The sequence below is a fragment of the Paenibacillus turicensis genome (assembly GCF_017873435.1).
GTDB classification, from domain to species: domain Bacteria; phylum Bacillota; class Bacilli; order Paenibacillales; family Paenibacillaceae; genus Fontibacillus; species Fontibacillus turicensis.
On the sequence record NZ_JAGGKG010000003.1, the window covers coordinates 105289 to 125326 of the forward strand.

The 20038-nt window shown below is 41.5% G+C and carries 10 protein-coding genes; 6 read left to right on the forward strand and 4 right to left on the reverse strand.

The window, feature by feature from the left end; translation table 11 throughout:
- Positions 1–160 precede the first annotated feature (160 nt).
- A complete protein-coding gene (locus J2Z32_RS04525) occupies positions 161–1048 on the forward strand; it encodes a LysR family transcriptional regulator (protein WP_210087986.1) in 888 nt (295 codons plus the stop codon).
- An 18-nt stretch (positions 1049–1066) separates the two neighbouring features.
- Here the strand turns inward: J2Z32_RS04525 and J2Z32_RS04530 are convergent, their stop codons facing one another.
- Together J2Z32_RS04530 and J2Z32_RS04535 are read right to left on the reverse strand one after the other, a co-directional pair.
- Positions 1067–2863 carry a helix-turn-helix transcriptional regulator gene (locus J2Z32_RS04530; RefSeq protein WP_210087987.1) on the reverse strand — a complete coding sequence of 599 codons (1797 nt, stop codon included), beginning with the start codon at positions 2861–2863 and terminating at the stop codon, positions 1067–1069.
- 321 nt (positions 2864–3184) lie between these two features.
- Positions 3185–3889: a DsbA family oxidoreductase gene (locus J2Z32_RS04535; RefSeq protein WP_210087988.1), complete on the reverse strand. Its 705-nt coding sequence runs from the start codon at positions 3887–3889 to the stop codon at positions 3185–3187.
- 110 nt (positions 3890–3999) lie between these two features.
- Here J2Z32_RS04535 and J2Z32_RS04540 point away from each other — a divergent pair, with 110 nt between their 5' ends.
- A complete protein-coding gene (locus J2Z32_RS04540) occupies positions 4000–4494 on the forward strand; it encodes a hypothetical protein (RefSeq protein ID WP_210087989.1) in 495 nt (164 codons plus the stop codon).
- Positions 4495–4645: 151 nt separating this feature from the next.
- Here the strand turns inward: J2Z32_RS04540 and nrdG are convergent, their stop codons facing one another.
- Both nrdG and nrdD read right to left on the reverse strand, forming a co-directional pair.
- A complete protein-coding gene (gene nrdG / locus J2Z32_RS04545; protein WP_210087990.1) occupies positions 4646–5152 on the reverse strand; it encodes an anaerobic ribonucleoside-triphosphate reductase activating protein in 507 nt (168 codons plus the stop codon).
- The gene (gene nrdD, locus J2Z32_RS04550) at positions 5152–7341 is read right to left on the reverse strand and encodes an anaerobic ribonucleoside-triphosphate reductase (protein WP_210087991.1); all 2190 of its coding nucleotides are present in this window, start codon (positions 7339–7341) and stop codon (positions 5152–5154) included. The genes nrdG and nrdD overlap by 1 nt, the downstream gene beginning before the upstream one ends.
- 359 nt (positions 7342–7700) lie before the next feature.
- Between nrdD and addB the strand changes: the two genes are divergently transcribed.
- From addB to J2Z32_RS04570, 4 genes are read left to right on the forward strand one after another with little or no spacing between them, the layout of a single operon-like run.
- On the forward strand, positions 7701–11234 hold the full coding sequence (gene addB / locus J2Z32_RS04555) for a helicase-exonuclease AddAB subunit AddB (protein WP_210087992.1): 3534 nt from the start codon (positions 7701–7703) through the stop codon (positions 11232–11234).
- On the forward strand, positions 11231–15268 hold the full coding sequence (addA, locus tag J2Z32_RS04560) for a helicase-exonuclease AddAB subunit AddA (RefSeq protein WP_210087993.1): 4038 nt from the start codon (positions 11231–11233) through the stop codon (positions 15266–15268). Before addB ends, addA begins: the two co-directional genes overlap by 4 nt.
- Before the next feature lie 42 nt (positions 15269–15310).
- Positions 15311–16492: an exonuclease SbcCD subunit D gene (locus J2Z32_RS04565; protein ID WP_210087994.1), complete on the forward strand. Its 1182-nt coding sequence runs from the start codon at positions 15311–15313 to the stop codon at positions 16490–16492.
- The gene (locus tag J2Z32_RS04570) at positions 16493–20017 is read left to right on the forward strand and encodes an AAA family ATPase (RefSeq protein ID WP_210087995.1); all 3525 of its coding nucleotides are present in this window, start codon (positions 16493–16495) and stop codon (positions 20015–20017) included. It begins immediately after the preceding gene.
- Positions 20018–20038: the final 21 nt, after the last annotated feature.

Sequence of the window (20038 nt, forward strand, 5' to 3'; positions counted from 1 at the left end):
GTTGTTTTTAGTAGCGCTTGCTTTTACAGTAATCTAAGTTTAAGATCAAATCAACGAAACGTTTTTGAAGGATATATTCATTTTTTTTGAATTGATAGTAAACTAAGCTTATATATTCTCAACAATACATAGGGAATCAACAATAAAGGAGGGGATCGCTTTGGAGATTCGTCAATTAAAAACATTTTGGACGCTTGCGTCTACACGAAGTTTTAGTCAAACAGCTCAACTATTAAACTATGTCCCTTCTACCGTCACAATGCAAATTAAAGCATTAGAAGAAGAGTTAGGTGTGAAGCTATTTGATCGTTTGGGTAAAAGTGTGGCTTTAACAGAAGCTGGAGCTCAATTTTTGCCATATGCAAATAAAATTTTAAATGATGTAGAGGAAGCAAAATGTGTCTCTGGTAACAGTGGTGAGCTTCGGGGGACGGTGGCTATCGGGGCAGATGAAACGCTTTGCACTTATTTGCTACCAACGTTGCTTCGCCGCTTTCGAGAAGACTATCCCAATGTCCGCCTGTTGTTCCGACCTTTACCTAGCCAGCATTTAAGACAAAGTGTGCGGGATGGACTTGTAGATCTTGTTTTTATGTTAGACGAACCGATCGTTTCAAGTGATCTACATGTTGAAGAAGTAAGGGAAGAGACGTTTCTCATGGTGGCTTCCCCTGATCATCGGTTAGCTTCACACAATAGCATAAATGTTGCAGACCTGCATAATGAGCATATTTTATTAACGGAAAAGGGCTGCTCTTACCGCACTTATTTTTACCAATCGTTATTAAAAAAAGGAGCAGACAGCTTAACAGAGCTAGAATTTTCTAGTATAGAGGCGATCAAGCAATGTGTCATGGCACAGCTAGGTATTTCATTGTTACCTGAAATGGCGGTGCGTCATGAGCTTCAAGAAGGAAAGTTAGTTTCTTTACCGTGGGACATATCAGAAATTAGATTTTGTACTCAATTGTTATGGCATGAAGAGAAATGGATTTCTCCAACTCTACAGGCGTTTATAGATTTAGCGCTAGCAGAGTTGAAGAAATGAGAGAAGATAACAGGGTGATTATTTATTGTTTTGTAAAATGAACTCCAGTGCTAATCGGTGGGCTTCACGTTCAAGCTTGACGATTTGGTCTATGGCATCTGCCTGTTCATGTCGCTTGACTGATGTCCAAAATGTTCTGTACTCATCATCTTTAAGTGGCGCTCCAGTCTCTAACTCCTTATGGATGTCCTCAGCAATCCTATGAATTTCTGCGAAATGTTGTGCAATTTGTGGAAGGTGCGGATCATTTTCGAATAGGTGGTGTGAGCTATTTAGATAAGAGCTAGCAGACCTACGTGCATCAAATAAGGATAACATACAAAATTGATTCACTAAAAAGCGATGTGTTAGTTGCTTAACATCACAGTTTGCATAGAACCCATCATCTCTAAGGTCGGATGCCCATACTTCGTAAGCTTTAAACCCAATAAAATAGCCGCTATTACTTACTTTTGTCATGCTGTCTGTAAATACTTTGAGCGAGTTGATTAAGTTTTCTTTTTGGGTTGGTTGTTTTCCGTTTTCGTTAAAATACATAATTAAGAAAGGCCAGTTGTCAACATACAGATAGCTATACGGATTGCCAATTTTGCTAGGATCAAATGGTGGAAAGCCTTTTGTGAACACAGGATCATTTTCAATGGTTTGGCGATCATATTTGGTACGACAATATAAGTCTTCACCATCGTTGCCATATCCGCAAATTACGCCCCATTCGGGAGCAACACGTAAATTAATGGCAAGTACAGGCTTGTTAAAGGAGATTTCCTTTATTATCCTTTGCCGATGTATACCTCTGTCAGCTTTCTCAATGTGTGCATAATGTTCAGGCGTATATCCAAAAGCAGCAAACCCTGGTGTCGCATAGTCATAAGCAACTAAACCGTCTACCGAGCTATAATCCCAGTTAGGTGAACAAAAGGCAATGCGGTAACATGCCCCTGAAACACCCATCACTTCCTCATAAGTTGTTTCTACCTTCATGGCTTGTAGTGCAGATGTTAATGCTGCTCCCCACGAGCAGTCCATGCCAGCCCCAAATGGCGGTAATTCCGGTACGTCAGGGATATAATATTCCTTGCTTTTGGAACGTCTAATAAATGTAGTTTTAGTATGGTCATACTCTAAGCTTTCTCCTTCAGCACAGGTAGCCATATGAATCCCGCTATGATTAACATAAATAAGAGTTAAATATTCGATTTGATCGTTAGCTGGATCGCTAGGGAAAGTTTGATGGTTTGCGGGATACGCATTCCAGTTAAATGTTTTGTAGTGCTTCATTTTTGGCATAACATCATAATTATAATTTTTGGTGCCATATCGACCAGCGACGATGGATAACGCACTGTTATTATCAGGAAGCTCAATGGGGATGTCGTTTTGATTAAGGACTATAGTTTCTCCTTCAAGAAATACTTTGTGGCAGATCCCATGTGAAGATTGATATTTTAGTGTGAGATAGGCTACGCGCTCTTCTGAAAGGGTTACACCTAATATCGATGATGAAGCTAACACACTTAACTTATTGTTTTCAATTAAACGATTAAGGCGTTTAGTAACCTGTATTGCTTCTAGTCCATCCCCAAATATGGCTTCAATAATGATGAGATTCCCGTCCCTAAATAAATCATCTATACTAACATCAAAAATACGAGCAAGGTGAGGCAATAAAGCAGTTTCGGGCAAAGAGTGTCCATTTTCCCATTTAGATATCGCTTGGGGAGAGACATGAAGCTGTTTTGCTAAATCCTCTTGTTTCAAATTAGATTCCTTACGAAGTAATGCAAGCTGTCGAGCGAATTGTTTTTCATCCATGATTGTAGTTTGCCAACAATTTCAGCAAACGACCTCCTTTCAAATTTGAAGGCGCCTTCTGAATTTATTATACAAAGGAGAGTTACATAACAATAGAGTGTGTTAGATGAAGTTAGGAGAATGTCTACTCAACTGTAGGTTGAGTAGATGTAGAAACGTATGCAATTAACTAATTAATATAACAAAGATTAACAGGATATAAAGAAAGTGAACAACAATTTTATAATTGAAGTTCACTTTCCTAAGAGCACTCTTATGTAAGAGTTAGCTTCTTTATATAAATCAATCTCACTTAAAAGTCTAACTTAAGGTCTGCCATTTTTAAATATCACAAGACTCATCTGTACAGGTATTACTGTCATCTGATTTCATAATCAGCGGGGACTCTGCATGTGTCTCATCCCACACTTGGTTTAATACTTCTGTAAATACGTGTGGGGGTTGAGCGCCCGACACTGCATATTTACGATTAATAACAAAGAAAGGTACGCCTTGTACACCGATATTTGCTGCTTCTTGCTCATCTGCTTTAACTTCCGCTGTGAATTGATCGCTATTTAACATTTGTAATGCTTGTTCACGATCAAGTCCAATCTCCTCAGCAAGCGTAGCTAACGTGTCAAAATCACCGATATGCTGTGATTCTACAAAATATGCTTTGAAAATACGTTCAGACATTTCAACCATTTTACCCGATTGAGCGGCAAAATGGGTCATGCGATGTGCATTTAACGTATTAGTAGGAATCATCGTATCAAATTGATAATCAAGTCCTAGCTCATTGGCTTGAGCGGTTAGCTGGGCATGCATCGATTTTGCTTGCTCAAGAGGAATTCCTTTTTCATCTGAAATGACTTGATGGATGGACTTGCCAAGATCTTTGCCGAAATGAGGCATCAATTCAAAGCTTTTAAACTCGATTTCTACCTGATCATGATGTTTAAAGTTTTGTAGGCCTTGTTCAAATCTACGTTTTCCGATATAACAGAAAGGACAGACGAAATCTGACCAAATTTCAATTTTCATTATATATACCTCCAGTAGGTAATTAGATTAAATTGTATAATCGTTATTTTAAACTATACACTATAAAAAAGAAAGTTACAAATAAAAATAGCGTGAAAGGAAGTGTTACGATGAAAAAACGATATGTAAGTCTCATTATTTTATTTTTTGTACTTACACTTGTTGGTTGCAGTGAGAGTGAGGACATATCTAAAGAATCTTTTACATACCTACCTAAGAAACAAGCGATTGAGCAATTTGTGAAACACGAGGGTTTAAACATTACTGATCTATTAAAGCTTGAATTAAGAGATGGAATTAATTTAATTCTAATTCGAGCAGCCAATAAGCAAATATATTTTGTGGGACAATTGCATGAGAGCCAAGGGAACTATGCCATTAACCGAATAACACCGGGTTGGGATGTAAGTGAATTATCAGGGAACTGGTCTATCCCTATTCATATTAAGGAAAAGGATTATACTTTGTCAGTTCATCCTGCTAATAAGGCTGAGGATCATTTTGTCATTGATGATTATGGAATTGCGGTGGACGTACTACAAGAAAATGATAATAAAGAGGATGAATCACTGCTTCAAGCTTATGAAGTTTGGTATCAAAAATAGATGACAGCAGTACCCTGGTAGCTTTCATCTAGATTATAGAGGTTAGAAAAAGAGGTTCCTCCGAAGCTTAGAACTGTGACCGATAGAGGACACATTTTTCATCGTGTCCATCTTACAATCACATTTCACTTATGGAAGATCCTCTTTTCTTTTATTCCTCTAGCCAAACCCCTTGTCCAGCCTTAAGACTAGCCGCCACATCCAACACACGTTGGTTTTCTGACCCTCGCCAGCTTAATTTTAAGTTGCGTTGCTCTAAAACAAATTTTCCATCTATTAATACATCACAATGAGATAACAGTAATCGTTTAGGCTCATCTGCCAAAATTTCTTCCAACGTATATCCCGACCAAATCCAGATGTTTTTATCTTGACATTCCGCTTCAATTCGCTTCACAAGCTGCAACAGCTCTTGGGGGTGCTCAAACGGCTCTCCACCTAAAATCGACAAACCTGCAATGTGAACATCCTTCATGTTTAAGTCTGCAATAATTTGATCTTCTAGCTCCTGCGTATAAGCCGTGCCGTAATTAAAGTTCCATGCGGCTGCATTAAAGCAACCCCTGCAAGCGTGTAAGCAACCAGAAGTAAACAAAGAATGTCTTAACCCACGACCATTAATGACGTCAAACCGTTTGTAATCAGCGATGTTCATCATTACATATGCTTAACGCGGGACAATACTTCTTTTTGCTTGCCTGCATTAAATGGACGTTGACTTGGCTCTGACAAATAACCACAGCAACGGCGAATCACGGATGATGTTTTTGGATTGCTATTGTTACAGTTTGGACATTTAAAGCCTTGGTTGGTGGCTTCAAATTCACCTTCAAATCCACATTCTAAGCATTTATCTGTGGGTGTATTTGTACCAAAGTAAGGCACACGCTCATAAGCATAATCCCATACAGCTTCAAGTGCTTCAGGATTTTTAACTAGTGAATCAAATTCACAATACGTAATAAAGCCACCATTTGCATACACAGGGTATTGCTTTTCAAACTCAATTTTTTCAAATGGTGTTGCTTTTTGATTGACATCTAAATGGAAGGAGTTTGTGTAATAACCTTTAGAGGTTACATCCTCAATTTCTCCATATTCCTTCTCATCTAAATCACAAAAACGGTAACATAGGGATTCAGCAGGAGTGGAGTATAGGCTAAAGCCGTATCCTGTTTCCTTTTTCCACTGCTCTGTTTTTTGACTTAAATATTTGACGATGTTTAGACCTTTTTCACGTAAAGTCTCATCCTCAAAAATCGCCTTACCATACAAAGCACGAATCGTTTCGTGAATACCGATATAGCCAAGTGAAATGCTAGCTCGTCCATTTTCTAATAGGTGATCAATCGTATCCTCAGGATGTAAACGACTTCCTGCTGCACCCTCCATATATAAAATAGGTGCTACTTTTGCTTTAACTCCCTTTAAACGTTCAATTCTAAACATCAAAGCTTCATAAGAAATATCTAATACCTCGTCTAGCAATTCATAAAATTTAGTCTCTGAGCCTTGGGCTTGAATGGCTAGTCTAGGCAAGTTGGCAGTGACCACCCCCATATTAAATCTACCATCGTGTAGTTCAACGCCGTTTTCTTCATATACGCCTAAGAAGGAACGGCAACCCATTGGGAACTTGAATGAGCCGGTAATTTCTTTAACCTTAGGCACTGAAATAATATCAGGGTACATCCGTAGTGTGCTACATTTTAATGCTAATTTCTTAATATCGTAGTTCGGATCCTCTGGTCTAAGGTTTACGCCTTCCTCCATTGCAAAAATTAGCTTAGGAAATACAGGTGTTTTCCCGTCCTTACCAAGGCCACGAATGCGGTTTTTCAAAATGGCGATTTGAATTTGGCGTTCACTCCAAGAAAGGCCACGTCCAAAACCAAATGTACTAAACGGAGTTTGACCATTTGCGCTTACTAACGTATTAATCTCATATTCTAAAGATTGGAACGCATCAAAGGTTTCCTTTTCAGTGAGCTTTACTGCATAGTCGAAGGCTTTTGGGTATGTAAGTCGTAAAGCTTCATTTTCATAATTAATATCTTCGTTTGCAATTGATTCTTCTAATTCAGGATACAACCACTCAAGACCTGTTTTAAAGTGCTTACGGAACGATTGAGCGACATAAGGCGCTAAAATAATATCAATTTCATTAATCGTGTTTCCACCGTAAATGTGGCTTGCAACCTGTGCAATAATTTGTGCTGTAATTGCTGTTGCGGTTGTAATAGATTTTGGTGTTTCAATTTGTGCATTACCAAGCTTAAATCCATTTTCTAGCATTTCCTTCAAGTCGATCAGCATACAGTTGTAAATCGGGAAATAAGGGCTGTAGTCTTGATCATGGAAATGAATGCTGCCACGGTTATGCGCTTCTACAACACGTTTAGGCATCATATAGGTTTGAGCAAAATCTTTTGCTGTAATTCCCGCCAATAAATCACGTTGTGTAGGAATTGTTGCACCATCTTTATTGGAGTTTTCCTTTAAGACCTCTTCATTGGTTTGATCTAGCAAGCCTTGTACCTTTTTATCTAAGTCGCTACGCTCACGACGTTTAAGAGTACGAATCTCACGATAACCGATGTAAGCCTCTGCCACATCTTGACGTGGACTGTTCATTAAATGATGTTGAACTAAATCTTGAATATGTTCTATGTCAACTTTATCAGCGGTGGAAATATCATTTGTAACTTGGACGGCTACTTGCTTCGCAATCGCCATATCTACTTTTTTTTCTGTGGCTTCCATGGCAGCACAAATCGCATCAATTATTTTTTGCAGATCAAATGCTACCTCGGATCCATCGCGTTTAATAACTAACGTAACAATCACCTCATTATAAAATTGCTTACAATAGTAGTGAGTATAGCATAATTAAAATTGCAAAAAACGTGATTTGAAACACTGTCATCTGTTGTTAATGAAAATTTGAAGAAATGATGAATTTTTGTCGTTACCTCTTTTCAAATACTATATATTGGTGGTATGGAGTGTTTAACTATCTATATGTTGTTAGATGCTTAAGCATACATATTACTTTTTTTACTACAGCTATGACTTCGTTTTACCAAAAAGTACGCTTCAGCGATACATAAAAAGCACGCTACTATTGTGATATACTGTAAGACAGATCACATTGATCGTTATAGTCGTTATATAATATTTTACGTCAATTTAAAGGAGGGCTTTCCTTGTCATTACAGCTTATTATTGGACGTGCCGGCAGCGGAAAAAGCCATCATGTATTACAGCAAATTACAACTGCTGTTTCCACCAACCCATTAGGTTCGCCATTAATTTTAATTGCACCTGAGCAGGCAACCTTTCAAATAGAAAGAACCATTCTACAGACCCCAGGCATTTCTGGTAGTCTTCGTACTCAAGTATTAGGCTTCCACCGGCTTGCTTATCGTATTATGCAGGAGACGGGGGGAGCGGCTTTAATTCCCATCAGTGATGAAGGCAAAAAAATGCTGCTCTATAAAGTGATGGCTCGGCATAGGGATGAGCTAGAGCTATACGGGCATGCTGCAGATCAACTAGGTTTTATTGAAGAAATAAATACGTTGTATACGGAATTTAAGCGTTATAAGTTGGATAGTCAGGAATTACAGCGTTCACTAACTGTGCTGGAGCAAGGGGATCATTTAACGCCTCTATTTAGAGATAAGCTACATGATTTGGCGCTCATTTATCGTGAATTTGAAGCTGAATGTGCTTTGTTGTATATTGATGCAGAAGATCATCTTGCAAAATTAGTAGAGGGTACGCCTTTTTCTACATATATAAAGGAAGCTGAGATTTGGATAGATGGCTTTTATAGCTTTACGCCTCAGGAATTTGACGCAATTGGAGCATTGATGAAGCAGGCGAAAAAGGTCACTGTATGCTTGACGCTGGATCGTCCTTACGATACTGAGCCACCTCAGGAACTGGATTTATTCCATGGTACTGGACTTGCTTGCTACAAGCTAATGGAAATGGCGAAGGAGCAGGGAATAGAAGTTAAGCCAACGATCATGCTAGAGCCGAATACGTTTCCACGTTTTATACAAAGCCAAACCTTAGGTCAGCTAGAAAAGTTATATGCGAGTCAGAGTAGGAGAAAACGGGCTGATGTTGTTAATCCATCTGAATTATTACAGTCGTTATCCCTTCGTGCTGCGGCAAATCGTCGGAGCGAGGTCGAGGGCGTAGCACGTCGTATGGTAAAGCTTGCGCGTGATGAAGGGGCAAGATGGCGAGACATGGCGATTTTTGTCTCTAATCTTGAAGACTACCAGCATATATTTGAAACGATGTTAGAACAATTTGAAATTCCTTATTTTATAGATAAAAAGTTTAGTATGTTATCCCATCCTCTTGTTGAATTTATGCGTGCGGCGCTTAACGTTGTGCTGAAAAATTGGAAATATGAAGATGTTTTTCGCTGTGTAAAAACAGGTTGTCTGTTTCCTACGGATGATAGTTTAACATGGGGAGATATGGACGATTTAGAAAACTATATTTTGGCGAGTGGAATAAGTGGCTATCGTTGGTATGATGGTACACCATGGAATTTATCATCTCACGCCTCACTAGAGGAAGGAGAGCCATCTACAGCCACACAGGAAGCACATGCAACTAGGCTACATAAGCTAGAATTGTGTCGTGCTGCCATTGTACAACCTCTTCATGCTTTTGGTAAGAAGCTTCAGGCTGCTAAAAGCGTGACAGCGATGTGTAGTGCAGTTTATGAACTACTTATGCAAGTTGAAGCTCCACAACGTTTAGACTTATGGGCGCATGAGGCGTTGGGGCAGGGGCAGGCACAACAAGCGTTAGAGCATAGACAGCTCTGGAAAAAAATATTGGACGTCCTTGATCAGATGGTAGAGATGATGGGAGAAGAACAACTAGATTCACTGTTATTTGCAGGTGTACTAGAAACAGGGTTAAAATCACTTCATTTATCGTTGGTCCCTCCCTCTTTGGATCAGGTTTTAATTGGTACGATCGATCGAACAAGAAGTAATCATGTTAAGCATGTGTTTTTGTTAGGACTTAACGAAGGAGTTCTCCCAGCGGCAAAACAAGACATGACGATTCTAAATCCGATTGAACGTGAGGTGTTGGATAAAAATGGTGTCGTATTGGGACCTAATCTATCCAGACAGCAATTGGACGAAAGATTTCTTATTTATAGCGCCTTAACCTCAGCAAATACTTCATTGTGGTTAAGCTACCCCAAAGGGGATGAAGAAGGCAAAAGCTTATTGCCATCAGAAGTGATCCGACAGGTAAAGGGGTATTTTGCACCCTATTTAACAGAAGTTACGCTTGGTGGTTATACAGAGCAGGAGGATGAAGAAGCTGTTTTAAATCTATTAACTCATCCGCAAGCTGAACTGCCACAGCTTATTGCTAGATTACGAATGTATCAGGCGGGTATTCCTATTGCACGTGCTTGGTGGGAGGTGCTTGGCTGGTACAAGACCCAACCCGACTGGTGGGATCAGACCGCTTCCTTACTACAATCGCTTGGCTATAAAAATAAAACGATAACCCTACAGCCAATCACAAGTAAAAAATTGTATGGCAAGGTACTACGTACAAGCGTGTCTCGTATGGAGAAGTTTTCTGCTTGTCCGTTTTCTCATTTTGCTTCATATGGGCTTGCGTTAAGGGAGCGAAAGGTGTTTGCGCTAAAGGCGCCAGATATTGGTCAGCTATTTCATGCTGCGTTAAGTAAAATTGCGCTTACGCTACAGGAGCAAGGAAAAAGCTGGGGTTTGCTCTCTGAGGAGGAATGCTGGCAGCAGGCGGAAGAGGTCGTAGACCACTTAGTGCCTAAGCTACAAGGACAAATTTTGCTTAGCTCTAAACGTTATGGCTATATTTCGCGTAAGCTCAAAAATATTGTGGGCAGAGCTTCTGTTATTTTGGGGGAGCAAGCAAAAAGGGCAAGCTTTGAGCCGATTGGCTTGGAGCTGGATTTTGGACCAGGGCGCCCTCTTCCACCGTTAACCTTCCAATTACCGAATGGCTATGTGATGGAAATTGTCGGGCGTATTGACCGTGTTGATATGGCAGAAAGTGAGCAAGGCTTACTTCTACGTGTCATTGATTATAAATCAAGTCAGACTGATTTGAAGCTACATGAGGTGTATTATGGCTTGTCCTTGCAGATGCTCACATACCTAGACGTATTGCTGACTTCAGCCGAAGCTTGGTTGGGGCAAAGAGCTTTACCTGCGGGTACATTGTATTTCCATGTGCATAATCCTCTTTTACAAAATAGTAATCACATAAGCCAAGAGCAAGCAAAGCTAGATATGCTCAAGGCGTTTAAAATGAAGGGCTTAGTGCTAGCTGACCGAGATGTCATAGCAAAGATGGATGCGCCACTAGACAAGGGGTATTCCGATATTTTGCCTGTTGCGTTAAAAGCGGACGGAGGCTTTTATAGCTCTGCTTCAGTTGCGACTTTAGAGCAGTGGGAGACATTGCTGAGCAATGCAAGACATACGATCGAAACGATAGGTACTCGGATTACAGATGGTGATGTTAAGATTGCTCCTTATCGACTAGGAACAGAAACGGCGTGCACCCATTGTGCCTATCGGTCTGTATGTCAGTTTGACGACAGCATGGAGGGCAATGATTATCATTTATTGCGTAGTAAAAATAAAAATCAAATGTGGGAGCTATTTGAAGGCATAGAGAAGGAGGTGAAGCCACTATGAACATAACCCCAAAACCAGAAGGTGTATTTTGGAGTGATGATCAATGGAAAGCAATTACGTTAGCGGGGGAGGACATGCTTGTTGCGGCAGCAGCAGGCTCTGGTAAAACGGCTGTACTCGTTGAACGAATTATTCGTAAGTTATGTGATACAGAATCCCCTATTGATGTAGATCGCTTATTAGTGGCTACCTTTACCAAAGCGGCTGCGGCTGAAATGCGCCATCGAATTGGTGAAGCACTTGAAACTGCACTTGAAAAAAATCCAAATGACTCACATTTAAAAAGACAGCTTGCGATGCTTGGATCAGCTTCAATTACAACCTTACACTCCTTTTGTATGGAGGTCATTCAGCGACATTATACATTAATTCCACTTGATCCAGGCTTTCGGATTGCGGCTGAAAGTGAAACTTCACTTTTGCGGCAGGAGGTTTTGGAGGAGTTATTTGAGCAAAAATATAGCAATGAAATTGGACAAACTCCTTTTTTATCTCTTGTTGATTGGTATGGTGGGGAAAAAGGAGACGATGCTGTTTTTTGGCTCGTGTTGCGTTTATATGATTTCTCCAGAAGTCATCCATGGCCTGAGGTATGGCTACAGCAAGCTGCAGATATGTTTGTACATGCAGATGAACAAAATCTACAGCATAACGTATGGATAAAAAGCATTATGCAGGATGTGTTGCTGACGCTAGAAGGTGCATTGGGGCGTCTTGAGCAAGGCAAGGCAATCGCGATGTCACCAGGTGGACCTGCCCCTTATGTTGAAACCTTAGCAGCAGATAGTGTCATGGTACAGACGTTAATGGACGGGGTTAAGCAGCAAGCATGGGCTTCATGGTATGAATTGTTCCAGACCGTATCGTTTGGCAAGCTAAAGCCGTGTAAAAAGGATCAAACTGATCCCATGATGCAGGAGCGTGTAAAGGCGTTACGTGATGAGGTTAAGAAAAGCTTATCTGCCTTACAAACGCAGCTATTTGGCAGAACAACTGCTCAGTTTATTGCTGAGCTTCATGCTAGTGCCCCCTTGATGCAAGAGTTAGCTACTTTAGTCTCTCAATTTGCAGAGGCTTATCGCATCGCAAAAGTGAGTCGGGGCTGGTTGGATTTTTCCGATCTGGAGCATTACGCGTTACAAATTTTAAGACATCCAGATGCAACGCCAACACAATTAATTCCTTCGGATGCTGCGCTTGAATATCAACAGCAATATGAAGAAATTTTACTAGATGAATATCAGGATACGAATACCGTACAGGAAGAGATCGTACGTTTAATTTCGCGGACATCCCCAGGGAATCGTTTCATGGTTGGTGATGTGAAGCAAAGTATTTATCGTTTTCGTCTTGCAGACCCTGGCTTATTCCTAGATAAATATCGGCGTTATCAATACGAAGATAACATGGAGGGTGGCTATCGTATTGATTTAGCACGTAACTTTCGCAGTCGCTCTCAAGTGATTGATACCGTTAACTTAATTTTTAGACAAATTATGGATGAGACGGTTGGAGAAATTAATTACGATGAACGAGCTGAATTAGTATATGGCGAGGGGTATACAACTACAGAAGAGGATCATAGTGAAACCTCTATTTACGCTCCCGAATGGTTGTTAATTGACCGTAGTGAAGAGTCTTTAGAGCTAGATTCAGCCCTAGAGGAGCATCGTGAGGCTTATGAGGAGCAACTGACCGATGAAGTAGATAAGGCTGAGCTAGATGCGGTTGTTTTGGAGTCAAGAGCGATCTCGGCACGTATTCATAAACTAATGGGAGCAACTGGAGAATCGGCTTTTCAAGTCTATGATAAAGGGTTAAAGGAAAATCGTCCTGTTCGTTATAGTGACATCGTTATTTTGTTGCGCTCTACAGCCTCATGGGCAAAAGTCATGATGGAAGAATTGTCTCTTCAAGGCATTCCTGTCGTTGGGGAATTAAACCAAGGTTATTTTGATGCCATCGAAGTCGAGACGATGTTGTCCTTTCTTCAAATTATAGATAATCCACTTCAGGATATTCCACTTGCCGCCGTTTTACGCTCCCCTGTTTATGGACTTACAGAGGATGAATTAGCACAAATCGCATTGTATCGTCCCAAGGAGCGAGGAAGTAGCTTTTATCAGGGGCTTGAAGCCATTTGGGCAATAGATGATTGCACAGGATTAGTTGAAGTTGAAACGACTGAATACGCTGAAATGTCTGTAGTTGAGGCGGAAAAGGAAAAGCTATCTCCTTTATTGCTGGGCAAGCTAGATGCGTTTAAACAACATTTAACGGCTTGGCGTAGCTTTGCTAGGGAAGGCCAGCTAAGTATGCTGATCTGGAAAATCTATAGCGATACAGGATATTTAAATTGGGTTGGTGGTTTGCCTGCTGGTGTGCAAAGACAAGCTAATTTACAGGCACTACATGATCGCGCGCGACAATATGAGCAGTCCACCATGTCTAGTGGCTTATTTCCTTTTTTACGATACATTACTCGCTTACGTGAAAATGGGGGCGATCTAGGGGCGGCAGTCACTTCGAGTGATCAAAGTAATGCCGTTCGTATTATGACGATTCATAAAAGTAAAGGGCTTGAATTTCCTGTCGTATTTATCGCGGGGTTAGCTAAACAATTTAATCGTCAAGATTTAAATGGATCTTTTTTAGTGCATAAGGAGCTGGGATTTGGTCCTAAATATGTGGATGAGGCATTGCGAGTTAGCTACCCGATGTTACCTAATCTAGCGATTCGTCGTAGGGCAGAGCTAGAGCTGCTTGCCGAGGAAATGCGTGTGTTGTATGTGGCTTTAACACGTCCAAGAGAGAAGTTAATTATGGTATCGGCAGTAAAAGACTTACTTAAATCGCTTGAGGCATGGGGGAGTGCGATTCATGTTCAGGGGCAGAAACTACCAGATCATTTGCTAGCACGTGCAAAGTGTTACTTAGACTGGATAGGTCCTGCGTTAATTCGGCATCCATCTGCATTGCCATTACGTGAAGCAGCGGATTTAGTGGAACCTTCCACACAAGCATTTGAAGGAATGAAGGATTGGAATATTGTTATTTCCGTTGCAGCTTCGCAATATTTAGCTATGCCTGCCGCGGCAACGCGTGAACAAATGGATATGGAGGCTAACTTGCTAGATACTGATTTACAATTAAGCGCCAAAGTAGATCAGCATATTTACGATGAAATTCATACCAAGCTAGCATGGAAGTATCCATATCAGATTGCAACTAGAATACCTGCTCAAACCTCTGTCACTGAAATGAAAGCAAAAATGAGTTTGCAAAATGAGCCAAGCCTTTCTATTTTTGAGCGAAAGCAGCTTAGAGAGGAACAAGCTAGAAAGAGTGGACAAGCGCCGGAAGAAGAAAAAGAGGTCGTGTATCAATTGCATTTACAGCGTCCGAGGTTTATGGAGCAGGTCAAGCTGTCGCCAACCGAGCGTGGTACTGCTTATCATGTGCTAATGCAGCATGTTCCTTTTGACGTTGAGCCCTCAGTAGGCATTATTCAAGAGACGATAGCTAAACTCATCTTAAATAAAATTTTAACAGCACCACAAGGAGAGGTGATCGACCCACAGCGCATTGTTGACTTTTTACTAAGTCCAGTTGGTGTTTTGCTCCGTCAGGCTCAGTGGGTGAAGCGAGAGGTGCCATTTAGCTTTGGCTTAGCTGTACAGGATACTCATGCTGACTTATTGACAGATTTATTGCCTAAGCTTAATGAAGGAACTAATGGAGAAGGACTCCAAGGCAAGAAGTCTCTATTTAGTGATGAAAATGAGGAGTTAGCTGGTGAAGTCGTACTTTTGCAAGGGGTTATTGATTGTTTATTTAGTGTAGATGACAAGTTGTATTTGTTGGATTACAAAAGTGATAGAGTTAACCCGCACCTTGGTGGAATTGAGGCGTTAGCTGCGCATTATAAATTTCAGCTAGAGTTATATCAGAAAGCAATCCAAGAGATGACAGGACAACCTGTGCATGAAAAGTGGTTGTATTTCTTTGATCAAGGGGAAGCGATTAAAATATAAAATTAGTAGCAATGGTATTAGTAGGATGGGAGAGTGTAAGCAATGAAAATTTTGCATACAGGGGATTGGCATTTGGGGCGAACGTTAGAAGGTAGAAGTAGACAAGAGGAGCAAGAGGCATTTATTGATGAGCTTGTTACTATTGTGAGAGAGCACAAGGTGGATCTCATTTTAATGGCGGGGGATGTATATGATAGTGTAAATCCGCCTGCCATGGCAGAAAAGCTATTTTATGAGGCTTGTGCTAGATTAACCGCAGAGGGGAGTCGGCTTGTTATTATTGCGGGCAATCATGATCAGCCAGAACGTGTAGCCGCATCTTCACCACTTGTTGCAGCCCAAGGCATTTCACTGCTTGGACTTCCTGTGGCTTCACCTATTTATGTCAATGTAGCGCGTACCAATGAGCAAGCGATTATTGCGGCATTACCCTATCCTTCTGAAGCAAGATTAAGTGAGTTGCTCTCCTTAGATGAAAGTGAACAGGCACTTCGGGTTCAATATAGTGCGAAGGTCGGCAAATTAATGGCTCAAATGGGTCAACACTTTAAAGCGGATACTATTAATCTAGCGATGAGCCATATTTATGTGTTAGGTGGGTTAGAAAGTGATTCAGAGCGTCCGATCCAAGTTGGTGGTGCGTATACGGTGAGCCCTTCTGAACTAAATATTGGTGCGCAATATACTGCCCTTGGACACCTTCATCGCCCTCAGCAGGTAAAAGGAGAAGGGGTTATTCGCTATAGTGGTTCTCCTTTAGCCTATAGCTTCTCAGAGGCAGGACAGACTAAATCGGTGATGTTACTTGATATTGCCCCTGGACAGTCACCTGTGCTAGAGGAAATTTATTTGACATGTGGACGTCCATTGCTTAAATGGAGATGTCAAGGCGGCTTGGAGGAGGTACAGCGTTGGTTGGATGAGGGACGTGATCGCCAAGCGTTTATTGATCTTGAGATCAAATTAACGGAAGCGATGTCACTCGGGGACATCCACGCACTTCGCAAAGCGCACCAAGGCATTATTCATATTCGTCCTATCTATCCAGAGCAAGAGCAGGAGTTAAGTGCTTCAGAGCGTGCTAGCTTATCGATTGCCGAAATGTTTACTCATTTTTATACCCGTCAGCACGGGGGAGCTGAGCCAGAACAGGAGCTAGTGGAGCTGTTTATGTCCTTAGTTGAGGAAAATAAAGAAAGCTTGGGCGAAGAGGGGGCGGAATAAATGAAGCCAATCCATTTGAAAATTGCAGGGCTACAGAGCTACCGCCAAATGCAGGAGATTGATTTTTCTGCACTAACTGAGATGGGCTTGTTTGGTATATTTGGTCCTACCGGTAGTGGCAAATCTACAATTTTAGATGCGATAACACTTGCGATGTATGGAAAAGTAGGCAGAGCGTTAGGAGGCACCCAAGGTATTATGAATCAATCTGAGGATGCCTTGTTTGTTTCCTTTACGTTTGAGCTTACCTCTGCTAAGGGTAAAGAGCGATATCGTGTAGAACGTAGATTTAAGCGAACAAATGAGCTTTCAATTAGCAATACAATTAGCCGATTTATTGCGGTTACAGAGCAGGGAGAAACGGTTGTAGCCGATAAGCTCGCTGATGTGACAAAATGTGTCGAGCAAAAAATTGGACTTAAGCTAGATGATTTCACACGGGCGGTCGTGTTGCCACAGGGAAAGTTTGCAGAGTTTCTGTCGCTTAAAGGTGTAGATCGTAGGGCGATGCTTCAACGTCTATTTCACCTGGAGCAATATGGGGATGTGCTTGGGCAAAAGGTGAATCGTTATGTAAAGGAGCATGAGCAGCAATTACGGGAGCTTCAAGCGGAGCAACAAGGCTTAGGGGCCGCCTCCTTTGAGCAAGTGGAAGTGATCGATTCTAGCTGGCAATTGGCTGTCATGTACACCAAGGAGAGACAAAAGGTACTCGAACAGGCTCAGCAGCAGCTACAGCAGCTAACACTAAAAAGACAATGGAGTCGCGATTTAGAGCAAGCTTTAGCGCAGAGAAATAACCTACAGCAAAAACAGGCTGAAGTTGACAATATGCAGATGAAGCTGACAAGGGCAAATGAGGCTACGGCATTAAAATTACCTTTAACTACGCTCAAGCAACTACAGCAGCAAGTATCCACACTTGAGCTAGGGCTACAGCAGGCAACTGCTAGCTTGGAGACTGCAAATAAAGAGCGTGAGACGACATCCGCAGCCTTAAAGGAAGCAAAAGAGCAGTTAGCTCAAAATGAGCCGCAGTTGCTCCAACGTATTGAGCAGTTAGAGCAAGCTCAGCTACTAGAAAAGGAATGCGTAAAGCTTCAAGATGAAAGCTTACATATGAAAGCACAGTTAGCTGATATGGAATCAAAAAGGCAGCAAGCCCAGCACTTGTTAAGCAAGGAAGAGCAGTTATTGGTCAAGGCGCAACATCGAAAGGTAGAGCTTGAGCAGCAGGCATTACTTAATGAAGTAAAGCCTTTGGAACGTAAGCAAGCCCAAGAGGCATTACGGGAAGAGCAAGCTGCAATTCAGCTTAGTACTCAGCTAGAGGCTTTAGCCAAGGAAGAGCAGTTGTGGAGCAACAAGGCGTTAGAAATACAGAAGCAAATGGCAACACTTCAAGCAGAGCAAGTCATGCTTAATGGCCAACTTAAGGAGACATTACAGCAACTACATGATTTGATGGGGCAGCAAATAAAATCAAAGACTGAAGTAAAGGCTTGGCAGATTCAATTACAAACGGTCCAACGCCAGTTACAACAGTTAAGTGAACATGAGCAAAAGCTTAGATGGGCTTCACAGCTTGCATCAGGCTTAATAGTAGGAGAGCCTTGCTTAGTATGTGGTTCGGTGCATCATCCAGCTCTAGCCAATTCTGAACAGCTAGAGGTCGCTCATCACGAGCTACAAGCGCAATTTAATGATATCCAGAGTTGGGCAGCGGAATTTAATAAACTAGAATATCGTTATGAACGTAGCGTTGAGCAGCTGGTTACTTTAATAGAAAGTATAACAGAGTTAGAGCCAATAGAAGGGTTAGAGTTCATAGAGGGGATGGAGCATTTACAATCTAATCGATTACAGGACACTCTGAAGGAAACTGCAGTGAGTGTTTCTAGTGAATTAAATTCACCTCATAGTGAAGAAAGTGAAGCACAGGCTAAGTTTATTCCGTTTTGGACGAAGGAACTTGTGGCTTGTGGTGAGCAGCTACACCAATTTGAACAACAATGTTCAGCACAACAAGCTGTTATAGCACAGTGGATACAGACAACGAAGCAAATTCAAGTCTCTTGGCGAAAGCTAGCTCAAACCTCGTTGACAATCGTAAGTGAACAATCCGCAGTGGAGCAAAAGGGACAAGAACTTGCCGATCAAAAGACGTTATTACAAGAGCAGCTACAACAATATCAACATATATTAGCGCAGCTTCCTTTACAAAGCAGTCAGGATGGTAGTGATAAGGGACCTGCAACGTTACGCTGGGAGGAAATAGAGCGAAGGGATATAGACGCAGAGGACATTAAAGAGCGTTTAGCACGTAGCTTACCTTTTATTGAGGAGACCACAGCTAAAATTGGACAGCTAAAGGATGGACTTATTGAGCTAGACAAGCATCGTGTGCAATTATCGACTCAACTAGAGGGCAAAAGTGAATTGCTGGAAGAAAAGCAAGCTCGCTTGAAGCTATGGAGTCAAGGGCAAGCGGTAGCACCTTTGCTAACAGATGTCCAACAACAGCTTGTAAAATTACGTTTCGCAGCTAAAACTAGCGAAGAAAAATATGAGCTAGCGTTAAAAAATTTCCACGAGCGCTCCACTGGGCATGGGATAGCTGAGCAAGCATTAGCAAGTGTCAAAGATCAGTGGCAAAGACAAGTTTTAGTGTGGGAGAAAGCGTTAGCCGAATCTCCGTTTAAGGACGAAGCCGAGGTGATGGCGACTTGGATGGAATCTGAACAGATTTCGCAGTATACTGCACAAATTGAACAGCATTTAAATTTACAGCGTGAATTAGAGGTTACAATTAAAGATCTTCAGTCAAGGCTTGGTAAAGAACGGGTAGATGAAGCCATGTGGCAGCAAAAACAAGCAGAAGTTGAGCAAGCTAAGAGCGACGCTGAGCTAGCTGTACGTCATGCCGCTAGGCTAGAGCGTGATTTAGAGGATATCAAGCTTAGACATACAAGGTGGCAGCAGCTAGAGGAGCAGAAAATAAAGCTTGAGCACAAGCATAACTTGCTAGTTAAGCTACAAACCTCGTTGCGAGGAAATGCCTTTGTTGAATATATCGCAGAGGAGCAGCTAATGAATGTAAGTCGTTCAGCCTCAGAGCGTCTTAAATTTTTGACGAACCAACGTTATGCGCTAGAAAGTGACTCTGGTGGTGGATTTGTGATTCGAGATGATGCCAATGGAGGGGTAAGAAGACCAGTTGGTACTTTGTCTGGAGGGGAAACCTTTTTGACGTCATTAGCGCTTGCGCTTGCTTTATCAGCACAAATTCAGCTTCGTGGACAATATCCATTACAATTTTTCTTCCTTGATGAAGGTTTTGGTACATTAGATCCAGAATTGCTGGATACCGTGATCACTTCACTAGAGCATTTACATCATGAGCATTTGGCAGTGGGGATCATTAGCCATGTTGCTGATCTTCGTGCTCGTCTCCCGCGTAAATTAGTTGTAGTGCCTGCGGAAAGTGGGGGAGATGGCTCGAAAATTGTGTTGGAGAAGCTATAAATAAAAGAAGAAGGAGATTAG